Origin of the sequence: Kocuria rhizophila, assembly GCF_003667225.1 — a bacterium.
Taxonomy (GTDB): domain Bacteria; phylum Actinomycetota; class Actinomycetes; order Actinomycetales; family Micrococcaceae; genus Kocuria; species Kocuria rhizophila.
The window spans coordinates 1-13214 of sequence record NZ_RCOM01000004.1; the positions used below are offsets into that span (position 1 = coordinate 1).

General features: G+C 70.7%; 13 protein-coding genes. 8 read left to right on the forward strand and 5 right to left on the reverse strand.

The features are described 5' to 3' along the window. The 4 genes from D9R02_RS01365 to D9R02_RS01380 form a co-directional block, all read left to right on the forward strand. Positions 1-784, forward strand: a 784-nt coding sequence (locus tag D9R02_RS01365; RefSeq protein ID WP_310793797.1) for an ABC transporter permease, incomplete at its 5' end; no start/stop codon positions are given. After that, positions 781-2121, forward strand: coding sequence for a sensor histidine kinase (locus tag D9R02_RS01370; RefSeq protein WP_059280950.1), 1341 nt, complete (start codon positions 781-783; stop codon positions 2119-2121). The genes D9R02_RS01365 and D9R02_RS01370, both read left to right, overlap by 4 nt. Further along, positions 2118-2729, forward strand: coding sequence for a response regulator transcription factor (locus D9R02_RS01375; RefSeq protein ID WP_059280949.1), 612 nt, complete (start codon positions 2118-2120; stop codon positions 2727-2729). Before D9R02_RS01370 ends, D9R02_RS01375 begins: the two co-directional genes overlap by 4 nt. 70 nt (positions 2730-2799) lie before the next feature. Next, the gene (locus D9R02_RS01380) at positions 2800-4002 is read left to right on the forward strand and encodes a DNA recombination protein RmuC (RefSeq protein WP_235586588.1); all 1203 of its coding nucleotides are present in this window, start codon (positions 2800-2802) and stop codon (positions 4000-4002) included. Between the two features lie 189 nt (positions 4003-4191). Here D9R02_RS01380 and D9R02_RS01385 read toward each other — a convergent pair whose 3' ends face one another. Further along, positions 4192-5271, reverse strand: coding sequence for a 4-hydroxy-3-methylbut-2-enyl diphosphate reductase (locus tag D9R02_RS01385; protein ID WP_019309567.1), 1080 nt, complete (start codon positions 5269-5271; stop codon positions 4192-4194). Next, entirely contained in the window at positions 5255-6181 is a 927-nt protein-coding gene (locus D9R02_RS01390; protein ID WP_059280946.1) for a hypothetical protein, read from the reverse strand. The genes D9R02_RS01385 and D9R02_RS01390 overlap by 17 nt, the downstream gene beginning before the upstream one ends. 58 nt (positions 6182-6239) lie before the next feature. On the opposite strand from D9R02_RS01390, the gene xseA reads away from it, so the two are divergent. Beyond that, positions 6240-7559 (forward strand): exodeoxyribonuclease VII large subunit, encoded by a 1320-nt coding sequence (xseA, locus tag D9R02_RS01395; RefSeq protein ID WP_019309569.1) that lies wholly within the window; start codon positions 6240-6242, stop codon positions 7557-7559. 102 nt (positions 7560-7661) lie between these two features. Then, on the forward strand, positions 7662-7952 hold the full coding sequence (locus D9R02_RS01400; protein WP_019309570.1) for an exodeoxyribonuclease VII small subunit: 291 nt from the start codon (positions 7662-7664) through the stop codon (positions 7950-7952). 13 nt (positions 7953-7965) lie between these two features. On the opposite strand, the gene D9R02_RS01405 is transcribed toward D9R02_RS01400, so the two are convergent. The 3 genes from D9R02_RS01405 to D9R02_RS01415 form a co-directional block, all read right to left on the reverse strand. Beyond that, complete coding sequence (locus tag D9R02_RS01405; protein ID WP_019309571.1) at positions 7966-9183, reverse strand: pyridoxal phosphate-dependent aminotransferase; 1218 nt, start codon at positions 9181-9183, stop codon at positions 7966-7968. Positions 9184-9292: 109 nt separating this feature from the next. After that, positions 9293-10345, reverse strand: a complete 1053-nt coding sequence (locus D9R02_RS01410; protein ID WP_121566194.1) for a glycine betaine ABC transporter substrate-binding protein — start codon at positions 10343-10345, stop codon at positions 9293-9295. Further along, on the reverse strand, positions 10342-10860 hold the full coding sequence (locus D9R02_RS01415) for an NUDIX hydrolase (RefSeq protein WP_121566195.1): 519 nt from the start codon (positions 10858-10860) through the stop codon (positions 10342-10344). Before D9R02_RS01415 ends, D9R02_RS01410 begins: the two co-directional genes overlap by 4 nt. 37 nt (positions 10861-10897) lie before the next feature. Between D9R02_RS01415 and corA the strand changes: the two genes are divergently transcribed. Both corA and D9R02_RS01425 read left to right on the forward strand, forming a co-directional pair. After that, positions 10898-11929, forward strand: coding sequence for a magnesium/cobalt transporter CorA (gene corA / locus D9R02_RS01420; protein ID WP_047978169.1), 1032 nt, complete (start codon positions 10898-10900; stop codon positions 11927-11929). Positions 11930-12057: 128 nt separating this feature from the next. Next, positions 12058-13134, forward strand: coding sequence for a mechanosensitive ion channel family protein (locus D9R02_RS01425; protein WP_121566196.1), 1077 nt, complete (start codon positions 12058-12060; stop codon positions 13132-13134). Positions 13135-13214 lie beyond the last annotated feature (80 nt).

Here is a 13214-nt window from a genome sequence, read left to right on the forward strand (position 1 = left end):
CCCCGACCCCGAGGAGACCGTCATGTCCCTGACCTACACCGCCCACGACGTCCTGCGGAACGTCCGCGCGATCCCCAACCTGGTGTTCGTGGCCCTGCTGCCCGCCGTGCTGTTCATCCTGTTCGGCGCGGTGCAGGGCTGGTCCGACGCCCGCCTGCCCGGGGGCAACGTCTCCGCGTACGTGATGGTGTCGATGGCCGTGTACGGGGCCGTCACGGCCACCACCGCCATCTCCGCCGGCGCCGCCGTGGAGCGGCTGCAGGGCTGGGGCCGGCAGCTCGCGCTGACCCCCATGGGCACGGGCGGCTACGCGGCCACCAAGGTGGCGGTGGCCCTGCTGATCGCGGTGCTGCCCGTGGTCATCGTGTTCCTGGTGGGGGCGTTCACCAACGCCTCGATGGACGATCTCTGGCGCTGGGCGCTGGCCGCCGTGCTGTGCGTGGTGGTCTCCGTGGTCTTCGCGTTCTACGGGCTTGCCGCGGGCCTGATCTTCCGCTCGGACACCGCCGTGGGGGCCGCCTCCGGCGCCCTGGTGGTGTTCGCGTTCTTCGGCAACGTGTTCATGCCGCTCTCCGGCGGGATGCTGGCCGTCGCCCGGTTCACCCCCATGTATGGAATCGTGGGGATCGCCCGCTATCCCGTGACCGAAGGTGAGGTGGCCACCATGGGCGGTGCCCCGCAGACCGACAGCCTGCTGTGGCTCGTGGTCAACGCCGTGGCCTGGGCCGCCGTGTTCGGGATCATCGCGCTGCTGGCCGCCCGGTCCTCCACGGGCCGCCGATGAGCACCCCCACTCGGACCGCCCCGCGCCCACGCACCGAGGAGCCCGAGCACGACTGGTCCGACCTGCTGTTCGCCACCGTCTGGCTCGTGTTCCTCGTCATTCCCGCCGCGGCACTGCTGCAGAGCGACGAGTCGGCCTGGGCCACGGTCCTGGGACTGCTCGGACTGGTGCTCTTCGCCGGGCTCTACACGCTCTCCTGGATCCGGCACATCCTGGTTCCGCGCCTGAGCGTGCTGGGCAACGCCGTGCTGTGGTGCGTGGTCCTGCTGGTGCCGCTCGCCCTGCTGCTGCCGGCCTCCCCGTGGGGCATGACCTACATGGCGCCGTTCTTCGTGGCCGTGTGCGCGTTCCGGCTGCCCCTGCGCCAGGGCATCCTGGCCTCGCTCCTGATCGAGGTGGCCGCCCTGCTTCCGTTGCTCATGCTGCTCCCCCGGCAGCAGTGGTTCTGGCCGCTGTTCGGCCTGGTCCCGTCCGGGCTGATCATCATGTTCTCCCGCTTCGCCGTGGAGCGCTCCGAGACCCACGAACGCCTGGCCCGCGAGCTCGAGGTCTCCCGGCAGCGCGAAGCCGTGGGCCGGGACGTCCACGACATCCTGGGCCACTCCCTCACGGTCATCACCGTCAAGACCCAGCTCGCCCAGCGGCTCGTGGAGACGGATCCGCAGCGCGCCGTCGCCGAGCTCGACGACGTCCTGGCGCTGTCCCGCGAAGCCCTCGCGGATGTGCGCTCCACGGTCGGCAAACTGAGGGACCTGGACCTGGGCGTCGAACTCGTCCAGGCACGCGCGGCCCTGCGCGCCGCCGGGATCACCCCGCACCTGCCGTCCTCGGTCCCGTCCCTGGACGCCGCCACCCGCTCCGCGTTCGCATGGATCCTGCGGGAGGCCGTGACCAACGTGGTCCGCCATTCGGGCGCCGCGCACTGCCGCGTCACGGTCACCAGTTCGTCGCTGCGCATCGCGGACGACGGCGCACGGGCCGCGGGTGCCTCCCCTCACCACTCCGCGCGGACCGGGCCCGGCGCTCGTCCAGACGGCGCGGCGCCCTCGACCAGCCGTCCCCGCACCAACGACGCCGCGGCGGATGCGCCCGACCGGAACGGGGTGGGGCACGTCGGCCCGGACACGCAGCGGCCGGTGCGTGCCGAGGACCGCGGTGAGGCGGCGGCGTCGTGCTCCGGAACCGAAACGCGCTCCGGGACCGGTGCCGCCGAACCGGGCCTGCGAGAGGGCAACGGCATCCGCGGCATGAAGGAACGGGCTCGTGCGGCGGGATGTGACGTGACCGTCGCGCGGGATCCCCGGGGCGGCACGACCGTGGAGGTGAGGCGGGCATGACCGAGATCCGAGTGCTGATCGCGGACGACCAGGCCCTCGTGCGCGCCGGACTGGCCGCCCTGCTGGACCTGGAACCGGACATCACCGTGGTGGCCCAGGCAGCGGACGGCGCCGAGGCGGTCGCTCTTGCCGGGGACCTCCCCGTGGACGTGGCCCTGCTGGACATCGAGATGCCCGGGCTCACCGGCCTGGAGGCCACCGAGCGGATCGTCGCCGCGGGGCACGGGACGCGCTGCCTGATGGTCACCACGTTCGACCGCCCCGGCTACCTGCGGCGGGCGTTCGACGCCGGGGCGTCCGGTTTCGTGGTCAAAGACACCCCCGCTGCGGAGCTCGCGGAGGCCATCCGGAAGGTGCACGCCGGGCTGCGGGTGGTTGACCCGGCCCTGGCCGAAAAGTCCCTGCTGGCGGGGCCCAATCCCCTGACCCCGCGGGAGCAGGACGTGCTGCGCGAGGCGTCCCACGGGGCCTCGGCGGGACAGATCGGGCGGGCCCTGCACCTCTCCGCGGGCACGGTGCGCAACCACCTGTCCTCCGCGATTGGCAAGACCGGAACCGCCAACCGGACCGAGGCGGCGGCCGTCGCCGCGCGCAACGGGTGGCTGTAGCCTTCCGGACCCGTTGATGAGCTCCACCGGGACGCTTATGCGTGTCGGACGGAATTGTCATGGTGAGCGCATGGATGCTTCGGTGATGGCTCAGGTGTGGTGGTTGTGGGCGCTGTTCGCCCTCGTGGTGGGCATGGTGCTGGGGTACGTGCTGGCCCACCAGAAGTCGACGGCGCTGGAGACCGAGCTGGAGGAGGCACAGGGGCAGCGGCTCGCCGCCCTGCAGGACGCCGCCTCCGCCCGGGCGGCCGCCGAGCAGCTCGAGCAGCGTGTGGAGTCCCTCGAAGCGCGGGCCGTGCAGGACCAGGACGTCATGCGCGCGCTGGCACCGCTGAACGACCAGCTCTCCTCCGTGGGCCGGCACGTGAACCAGCTGGAGCGGGACCGTGCGCAGCAGTTCGGGGCCGTGGCCCAGGCCCTGGAGGCGGCCCGCACCACGGACCAGCAGCTGTTGCACGCCACCACCTCCCTGGAGGGCTCCCTGCGCTCCACCACGGCGCGCGGTGCCTGGGGTGAGATGCAGCTGCGCCGCGTGGTGGAGGCCGCCGGCATGACCCGCCACGTGGACTTCACGGAGCAGACGGTGCGCTCCACGGAGTCCGGCACCCAGCGCCCGGACATGGTGATCAACCTGCCCGGGGCGCAGACCGTGGTGGTGGATGCAAAGGCCCCCATGTCCTCCTACCTGGACGCCCAGGCCGTCCCCGCGGACGGCTCCCCCGAGAACGAGCAGCGCCGCGCCCAGCTGCTCACCGCGCACGCCAAGGCCCTGAGGGCCCACGTGAACACCCTGGGCACCAAGAAGTACTGGTCCGCGGAGGAGAACTCCCCCGAACTGGTGATGTGCTTCGTGCCGGTCGAGTCCGCCCTGGCCGCCGCGCTGGATGCGGATGCCTCCCTGCTGGATCACGCGGCGCGTGCGAACGTGGCCCTGGTGTCCCCGGTGTCCCTGCTCGCCTCGCTCAAGGCCGTGGCGTTCAGCTGGCGTCAGGCCACCCTCACGGACAACGCACGAGAGCTGTACCGGCTGTCCCGGGAGCTCTACGACCGCATGGGCGCCGTGGGCAAGCACCTCTCCGACATGGGCGGTTCACTGCGGCGCTCGGTGGACGGCTACAACAAGCTGGTGGGTTCCCTCGAGTCCCGGGTCCTGCCCTCGGCGCGGAGGATTGCCGAGCTGGACCCCACGGCCACCGACTCCGAGGCGCTGGAGACGAGAACCGTGGAGTCCGTGCCGCGACCAGTCACGGCCACGGAGTTCGTGAACGACTGACCGCTGCCCAGGGCAAGGGCCTGGCACGGCGGCCCAGGGCAAGGGCCTGGCACGGCGGCCCAGGGCAAGGTCCTGACGCCAGGGCTCGGGGGGACGAGGCGGTGCCAGGGCTCAGCCAGAAGACCCGGAGCGCAGGCTCAGCGCGAGGGCCTGGATCCAGCGCTCAGCACGAGGTCTTGGCGTCAGGTCTCAGCGCGAGGGCTTGGTGCCGCGGCCACCCAGGCCGCGGGTGGTGTCCCCGTCCTTCGCGAGCTTGGCGCGCAGCTCCTTGGGCAGTGAGAACAGAATGTCCTCCTGGGCGGTCACCACTTCTTCGACCTCCCCGTAGCCGTACTCCGCGAGCAGGTCCAGGACCTGCTGCACGAGCACCTCGGGGACGGAGGCTCCGGAGGTCAGCCCCACGGTGGCCACGCCCTCGAACCAGGACTCGTCCACCTGGTTGGCGAAGTCCACACGCTCTGCGCGCCGGGCCCCGTACTCCAGGGCCACTTCCTTGAGGCGCACCGAGTTGGAGGAGTTCGCCGAACCGACGACCAGCACCAGGTCCGCCTGCGGGGCGATCTCCTTGATCGCAGCCTGGCGGTTGGAGGTGGCGTAGCAGATGTCGTCGCTGGGCGGGTCGATCATGTTGGGGAACTTGGCGCGCAGCCGGTTCACCGTCTCCATGGTCTCGTCCACGCTCAGGGTGGTCTGGGAGAGCCACACGACCTTGTCGGGGTCGTGCACCTCCAGGGTGTCCACGTCCTCCGGGGAGTTCACGATCTGGATGTGCTCGGGGGCCTCCCCGAACGTGCCCTCGACCTCTTCGTGGCCCACGTGGCCGATCAGCAGGATCTCGTAGTCGTTCTTGGCGAAGCGCACGGCCTCGCGGTGCACCTTGGTGACCAGGGGGCAGGTGGCGTCGATGGTGTTGAGGTTGCGGTCCTGCGCGGACTGCACCACGGCCGGGGACACCCCGTGGGCGGAGAACACCACGAGCGATCCCTCCGGGACCTCGTCGGTCTCCTCCACGAACACGGCTCCGCGTTCCTCCAGCGTCTGCACCACGTGCTTGTTGTGCACGATCTCCTTGCGCACGTACACCGGGGCACCGTAGTGCTCCAGGGCCTTCTCCACGGCGATCACGGCTCGGTCCACGCCCGCGCAGTAGCCGCGCGGCGCTGCCAGGAGCACCTTGCGCCCGGTGACCGGAGCGGCGTCGGCAATCTCCTGGGGAGTGCGACGCACCCGGGGGACGGTGGGCATAGAGAGGTCAACCACGGTGGACATGCCCACTATCGTAAGTGACCGTACGGACACGCACCACGGCGCCGATCACACCCGCCAGCGCCACGACCCCCGCCCAGATCATGCCGGTGACGCCGCGTTGCGTGAAGGACTCCTGCAGCAGCGAGACGATCTGCTCGGTCACCAGGTGCGCCACCGGGTCCACGGTGGCGGCGCCCACCACCGCACGTCCGCCCGCGAGCGCCAGGGCGAGCACGATCCCCGTGCACACCACCCCCGCGACTCCCACTCCCGCGAGCGCGAGCCAGCGGCGCGGGGACACCACCACGGCGGCGATCCCGGCCGCGCCCGCGAGCCACGGCAGGACGTAGCGCCACTGGGCCAGCTGAACGAGGGCGTCCACCACCGCTCCCGTGTGCACGCCCGGGACGGTCACCGTGAAGTTCTGCTCGTCGATGCCCGGGGAGAAGCCCACGGCGTCCTCCACCTGGCGGTTCACGGCCTCCCCGAGCGCGCTGACGTCCACCACGAGCTCGTCCGGCGCGTGCCCGGCGGAGGGGGTCAGGGGGATGTTCGCGTCGTGGGTGTCGTTGAGCACCGCGAGCCACGCGCCCTCCTGCTCGGGCGCGGTCAGCCAGGACTGGGCGGAGTCCACCACCGTCTCGCGGATGGACTCGATCGTCCGGTCCACGGCGTCGATGCCGGTGGCTTTGTCCTCCAGGGCGCTGAAAGTAGCCCGGTCCAGCAGGGTGCGGACCAGCTCGTCCTGGAAGCTCGTCTCCGTGATCACGGACGCGGCGGTGTCCTGGAACCCGGAGGGCGAGAGCAGGTGGTCCTGCAGCCAGGACACCCCCAGCCACAGGGCGAAGCCTGCGCCGGCCAGCAGGGCCAGCGCAGCGGCGGCCACGCTGCGGAGGGCATCGGAGGGGTGGGGGAACGGCGAGGAGCTCACCGCTCCACTCTAGGGAGCAGCGGCTGTGCGTGTCCCCAACGGGTGATACTTATGTCCCATGGACACCTCGTCGTCTCCCAGCGCCGCGTTCCCCCCGGACGCCGAGCGCTCCGCCGCGCCGGCGGGTGCTCCGGCCGAGCTCCCCCGGCTGGCACGGGACACCACCCCCGAGAACCCCTGGCCGCTGAGCAAGCTCTCCCACTCCCTGCACGGCTGGGTCCAGAAGGCCCCGGACGCGTGGGTCGAGGGCCAGGTGATCGAGGTCAACGAGCGCGCCCGGGTCTGCTACGTGACCCTGCGGGACCTCCAGGAGGAGGTCTCGGTGAACGTGACCCTGTTCAAGAACGAGATGGCCCGGCTGGAGCGTCCCCTGGAACGGGGCTCGCGCGTGGTCGTGAGCCTCAAGGCTGACTTCTACGTCAAGACCGGGCGGCTCTCCATGCTGGGCCGGGACATCCGCCCCGTGGGCCTCGGCGACCTCCTGGAGCGCCTGGAGAGGCTGCGCCGGTCCCTCGCGGACGAGGGACTGTTCGACCAGACCCACAAGAAGCCCCTGCCGGTGCTCCCCCACCGCGTGGGGCTGATCACCGGGCGCAACTCGGACGCGGAGAAGGACGTGGTGCGCAACGCCACCAACCGGTGGCCGGGTGTGCATTTCGAGATCCGCGAGGTCCCCGTCCAGGGCTCGGGCTCGGCACGCGCCGTCATCGGGGCCCTCCAGGAGCTCGACGCCCTGGACGAGGTGGACGTCATCGTGATCGCCCGCGGTGGCGGTGCCTTCGAGGACCTGCTCTCGTTCAGTGACGAATCCCTGCTGCGGGCGGTCTTCGCGGCCCGGACGCCGGTGGTCAGTGCGATCGGCCACGAGAACGACCAGCCCCTGCTGGACCACGTGGCCGACGTTCGGGCCTCGACCCCCACGGACGCGGGCAAGCGCATCGTGCCGGACGTCCAGGACGAACGGCTGCGCCTCGGCCAGGCCCGCGCCGCACTGGACCGCGCCGTGGGTTCGATGCTCGACCGCGAGCAGCACGGCCTGGACACCGTGCGCTCACGTCCCGTGCTCGCACAGCCGGAGGGCATGATCCTGGTGCGCGAGGAGGACGTGGACCGGCTGCGCTCCCGCGCCTGGTCTGCCGCGAACTCCCTGGCCCTGCGGGCCCAGGACTCCGTGGTCCAGCTGCGCGCCCGGGTCCGTGCCCTGTCCCCGCAGCAGACCCTGGACCGCGGCTACGCCGTGGTGCAGACCGCGGACGGCTCCGTGCTCACGGACGCCGCCCGCGCGGAGACGGGCCAGTCCCTCACCGTGCGGCTGGCCGCCGGAGAGCTGGGCGTGGACGTCACCGCCGCCAGTACCCGTCAGCCGGGCGAGCGCTGAGGCGTTCGCCCGTCCCACCAGCGACCGGACAGGGCATCCGACCCGGGGCGCACAGCACCCGCACACCACGCATCACCAGGCACCACCACCGGAAGGAACACCGTGGCACAGCAGAACCAGAGCACCGACTCCCAGCAGAGCCCCCAGCAGGGCGCGCCGGACCTCTCCGACGTGGACCAGCTCGGCTACGAGCAGGCCCGCGAGCAGCTCGTGCAGATCGTCTCCCAGCTCGAGACGGGCGGCGCCTCCCTCGAGGAGTCCCTGCGGCTGTGGGAGCGCGGCGAGGCCCTGGCCACCCGTTGCGAGCAGTGGCTCGACGGCGCCCGGGAACGGCTCGACGCCGCCCGCGCCCGACGGGAGAGCCGGGACCAGGCGGCGTCGGACGCCGAGTAGGAGTAGGAACGGCCTACTGCTGGTAGGTCGAGAGGAACTCGCCCAGGCGGTCCAGGGCAGTGTCCAGCATGTCCACCGCGGGCAGGGTGACCAGTCGGAAGTGGTCCGGCTTGCCCCAGTTGAACGCGGTGCCGTGGCTGAGCAGGATCTTCTGCTCCTTGAGCAGGTCCAGGGCGAAGCGCTCGTCGTCCACGATCCCGAACTTCTCCACGTCCAGCTTGGGGAACAGGTACAGCGCACCGCGGGCCTGCTCGCACGTGACGCCGTCGATCTCGTTGAGCTTGCGGTGGGCGATGTCCCGCTGGGCCTTGAGCCGGCCGCCGGGGAGGATGAGGTCGTTGATCGACTGGTATCCGCCCAGGGCGGTCTGGATGGCGTGCTGCGCGGGGACGTTGGCGCACATGCGCATGTTGGCGAGCAGCTTGATGCCCTCCAGGTAGGACTCCGCGCGCCAGTTGGGCCCGGTGATCGCGAGCCACCCGGAGCGGTAGCCCGCCACGCGGTACGCCTTGGAGAGCCCGGAGAAGGTCAGGCACAGCACGTCCTCACCGGTGAGGCTCGCGGTGTTGATCATCTCGGCGTCGTCGTACGTGATCTTCTCGTAGATCTCGTCCGAGAACAGGATGAGGTCGTGCTCCTTGGCCAGGTCCACGATCTTCTGCAGGGTCTCCTTGGAGTACACCGCCCCCGTGGGGTTGTTGGGGTTGATGACCACGATGCCCTTGGTGCGCTCCGTGATCTTGGAGGCCATGTCCTCGAGGTCAGGGTTCCACCCGTTCTCCTCGTCGCACTCGTAGTGCACGGGGGTACCGCCGGACAGCGCCACGGACGCGGTCCACAGCGGGTAGTCCGGGGAGGGGATGAGCAGCTCGTCACCAGGGTTGCACAGCGCCTGCAGGGCCATGGTGATCAGCTCGGAGACGCCGTTGCCCAGGTAGACGTCGTCGGTGTCCAGGTTCATGATCCCGCGCGTCTGGTAGTACTGCACCACCGCGGTGCGGGCTGAGTAGATGCCCCGGGAGTCCGAGTAGCCCTGCGCGTTGGGCAGGTTCTTGATCATGTCCACCAGGATGGCGTCCGGTGCCTCGAAGCCGAAGGGTGCGGGGTTGCCGATGTTCAGGCGCAGGATGCGCTGACCCGCCGCCTCCATCTTCTCCGCCTGCTCCAGCACGGGGCCGCGGATGTCGTAGAGGACGTTCTTCAGTTTGTCGGACTGCTTCACCTTTGCCATGGGGCCAGACTACTCGCGGGTCCCCGGCGGTTCAGCGGTGCGACGCACCCGTTCCGGGTCCCCGGATCGGTCCACAGCGGGCATGGTGCCCCGCGGATCGCCTCCGGAGTCAGCGGGGCTGCTCCCGGAGGTAGGTGGCCGCCTTCTCGGGGCTCATGGCCGGATCCTCACCGCCGGTGAGCCGGGTGATGGTGGTGAGGTCCTCGGTGGTAAGTTCCGCGGTCACGGCGTTGACGCTGGACACCGCCTGGTCGCTGAGCTTCTCCGATCCCACCACCACGGCGTGCTCCGGGCGGAAGAGCCGGTTGGGGTCCTCCAGGGCCACGAGCCCGTCGTCCTGAATCACCGGTTCCGAGGACCGCAGCACGGCGGCCTGCACCTGATCGGTGAGCAGCGCGTTCACGAGCTCGTCGGTGGTCTTGTACTCGGGCGCGGCCTTGGGGTCGCAGTCGTAGTACGCCTTCAGGCCGGGCTCCCCCTGGGCGCTGTCCGCATAGTCGGTGGGCATCCCCACGGCGAGCTTGCCGCACTGCTTGCCCGAGCCGTCCAGGCTCTTGAGGTCGTACTGCGCGTCCGTGGCGGCGGTGACCACCACCTGGTCCGTGCGCTGGGCGCCGGAGGAGTCCAGCACCTCCAGACCGCTGGGCATCACGTCCGGCAGGGCCCGGTAGACGTCGTCCCCGGACGGCCCGGTCTCCCCCGTGATCCCCAGCAGCTGCCCGAGGGAGTCCAGGAGCCCGCGCGGGGCGTCGGTGTCCGCGGATGCGCTGGGCGCCGGTGTGGGGCTCGCGCCGGTCGCCTGCGAGGCCGGCACTTCGTGCTGCCGCGCGTAGACGTAGAGGTCGCCCGTGAAGTCCGGGACCATGGTGGCCCGCCCGTCCTGCAGCGCGTCGAAGATCTCCTCGCGGGTGGATCCCACGTCCACCACGGTGGCGGGCACACCGTCCGCGCTGAGCCGCTGCTGGTACAGGTGCGCGAGCACGCGCGTCTGGGTGTCCACGCCCGCGGCGATCTTCGCGGTCTCGGACCCGGTGGACGACGCCGCCGCGCTGGGTTCCCCGCCGTCGGCCCCGTTCTGCCCGTCCCCCGCGGAGCAGCCGCTCAGCAACAGGGCACCCGTGGCGAGCACGGCCACGGCCCGGAGCCGCCCGGGGTGGGTCACCGGTCCCCGCCGGGCTCGGTGGAGACGTCCTGCTCGGCCACGTTCTCCGGCGGTGTGGCCGCAGCGTCCACCACATCGCTGAGCCCCGCGAGGCGAAGCCCCTGGTCCACGAGGTCCAGCCGCTTGATCGAGCCGAGCTGCGAGAACGGGACCCAGGCGGCGTCGTCCGAGGAGCCGTCCTGCTCCACCGCGAGCTCACCGCCGGTGATGTGCGCGGTGTAGAGCACACGGCACGCGTGGTTGCCGCGCGTGGTGGGGTCCAGGCGCTGCTCCGCGCTCATCCAGTAGCTGTGCACGCCCACGAGCCCGTCCGAGGCCACGTGGAACCCGGTCTCCTCGAAGACCTCCCGCACCATGGTCTCCTCGGGCTGCTCCCCCGGTTCCATGCCGCCGCCGGGAAGCGTCCACGCACCCTCGAAATCGGGGTGGCGGGGGTTCCAGTGCGTGAGCAGGAGGTGCTCGTCGCGGGTGATCAGGGCGTAGGCGCCCACGCGGGAATCGAACGGCTGGCTCATGGCGGCCAGTCTAGTGGCGGACCCCCATAATGGGCGGGTGAGCATCGTGGAGAACGCCATCTATCGCAACGGCCGCAAGGTCGAGTCCCCGCGCTCCCTGGAGGAGACGTACAGCCTGCTGCGGCGGGTCATGGACCAGCCGGACGAGTCGGGCAGCGGCGAGGACACCGTGCTGGCGTGGATCGGGCTGTACCGCCCCGAGGCGGAGGAGATCCGCTCGCTCGCCGAGCACTTCCAGCTGCACGAGCTCGCCGTGGAGGACACCGTGCAGGCCCACCAGCGGCCCAAGATGGAGCGCTACGGGGACACGCTGTTCACCGTGATCCGTCCGGCCGTGTACCAGGACGAGACCGAGACCGTGGAGATCGGCGAGATCCACATCTTCACCGGCCCCAACTTCGTGATCACCATCCGTCACTCCGAGTCCCGTGGCGTGAGCCGGGTGCGCAAGCGCGTGGAGGCTGACCCGGAGCTGCTGTGCTTCGGCCCGGACGGGGTGCTCTACGCGCTGCTGGACCAGATCGTGGACGACTACTTCCCGGTGCTCTCCGGGCTGGAGAACGACATCGACGAGATCGAGGACGCCCTGTTCGCCGGGGAGCCGAACGTGTCCCAGCGGATCTACGAGCTCGCCCGGGAGATCAACGACTTCCACCGCGGGGTGGCACCCCTGAGCACCGTGATGCAGCGGTACTTCGCGGGCTTCACCAAGTACGGCACCCACGAGGAGCTGCAGCACCGGCTGCGGGACGTCCTGGACCACGTGATCGCGGTGACCGGCAAGCTCGAGTCCATGCGCTCCTCGCTGACCGACGCCATGAGCCTGGACTCCACGCTCACCACGGCACGGCAGAACGAGGCCGCGATGGTGCAGAACGAGCAGATGAAGAAGATCTCCTCCTGGGCGGCCATCCTGTTCGCGCCGTCCATCGTGGGCTCCATCTACGGCATGAACTTCCAGGCCATGCCGGAACTGGAGTGGGCTTTCGGCTACCCCATGGCGCTCGTGCTCATGGTGCTCGTGGGCGTGGCGCTGTACGTGGTGTTCAAGGTCAAGGACTGGCTCTGAGCGTCTGAGCCGCCCCGGGTCTGCGTCGGGTCCGCGGGACCCGCCTGCCGACCGACGACGCCGCTCCCCCAGCTCCCGCCCCGGCCGCGCCAAGCGCACACCCACGGGCTGCGGATACGCTGAAGCCGATGCACAACCTCGAATTCTGGCTCGACAAACCCTTCCGCGTGCTCCTGGTGCTGATCGGGGCTGTGGTGGTCTCCGCCGTGGTGCGCCTGCTGATCCGCAAGGTCACCCGCGGCATCGCGCGCGGCACGCAATCCCGGATCGTCAAGCGCCTCGACCACGGCCAGTCCCGCTGGGTGCAGGACGCCGGGGTGGCCTCGGAGCGGCAGGCGCTGCGGGCCCGCACCATCGGTGCGGTGCTGGCTTCGGTGGCCACCATCATCGTGTGGGCCATCGCGATCCTCATGATCATCTCGGAACTGGGCTTCAACATCGCCCCGGTGATCGCCTCGGCGGGCATCGCCGGTGTGGCCCTGTCCTTCGGCGCGCAGTCCCTGGTGAAGGACTATCTGTCCGGCATCTTTATGGTGGCCGAGGACCAGCTGGGCATCGGTGACTCCGTGGACCTCGGGGAGGCGATCGGCACCGTGGAGAACGTGGGGTTGCGCGTGACCCAGGTGCGGGACGTCAAGGGCACCCTGTGGCACGTGCGCAACGGCGAAATCCTGCGGGTGGGCAACCAGTCCCAGGGCTGGGCCCGCTGCGTGCTGGACATCCCCGTGCCCTACGACACGAACATCGACCTGGTGGCGGACATGATCGAGCACGAGGCCCTGCTGGTGCGCGACGACCCGGACGTGGGCCCCAGCATCGTGGACGACCCCGAGGTGTGGGGCGTGGAGAACATCTCCGGGGAGAGCATCACCATCCGCCTCGCTGTCAAGACCGCCCCGCTCGAGCAGTGGGACGTGGCCCGGGTGATGCGCGTGCGGATCAAGAAGATGCTGGACCGGGACGGGCTGCGCATCCCCCTGACCAACCAGGTCACGGTGCGCACCGGCTCCGAGCCTGAGACCTTCGCTGACGCCCCCACCACGTCCTTCCCGATGCCGCGTGTGCCCACCACGGGCCAGGTGCGCACCACTCCGCTGCGCCCCCACGGCTCGGCCGCGGACAGCCACACACCGGACGGCCGCACCCCCAGCCGGGACGAGACCGGCGAGGGCACCACATCCTCGGAACGCCGCGGGGACGGCTGAGCCACAGGCTCGGCCTCCGCTGCCACTCTTTCCGCAACAGACCCTCGCCCGACGCCGCTCGGAGCCCTTCCCGTCCGGCT

Excerpts from the sequence above, each read along its gene's own strand:
- xseA (WP_019309569.1), top strand. The coding sequence starts at position 6,240 with ATGGACACCTCGTCGTCTCCCAGCGCCGCGTTCCCCCCGGACGCCGAG.
- D9R02_RS01380 (WP_235586588.1), top strand. The coding sequence starts at position 2,800 with ATGGATGCTTCGGTGATGGCTCAGGTGTGGTGGTTGTGGGCGCTGTTC.
- D9R02_RS01375 (WP_059280949.1), top strand. The coding sequence starts at position 2,118 with ATGACCGAGATCCGAGTGCTGATCGCGGACGACCAGGCCCTCGTGCGC.
- D9R02_RS01415 (WP_121566195.1), bottom strand. The coding sequence starts at position 10,860 with ATGAGCCAGCCGTTCGATTCCCGCGTGGGCGCCTACGCCCTGATCACC.
- D9R02_RS01370 (WP_059280950.1), top strand. The coding sequence starts at position 781 with ATGAGCACCCCCACTCGGACCGCCCCGCGCCCACGCACCGAGGAGCCC.
- D9R02_RS01405 (WP_019309571.1), bottom strand. The coding sequence starts at position 9,183 with ATGGCAAAGGTGAAGCAGTCCGACAAACTGAAGAACGTCCTCTACGAC.
- D9R02_RS01425 (WP_121566196.1), top strand. The coding sequence starts at position 12,058 with ATGCACAACCTCGAATTCTGGCTCGACAAACCCTTCCGCGTGCTCCTG.
- D9R02_RS01385 (WP_019309567.1), bottom strand. The coding sequence starts at position 5,271 with ATGTCCACCGTGGTTGACCTCTCTATGCCCACCGTCCCCCGGGTGCGT.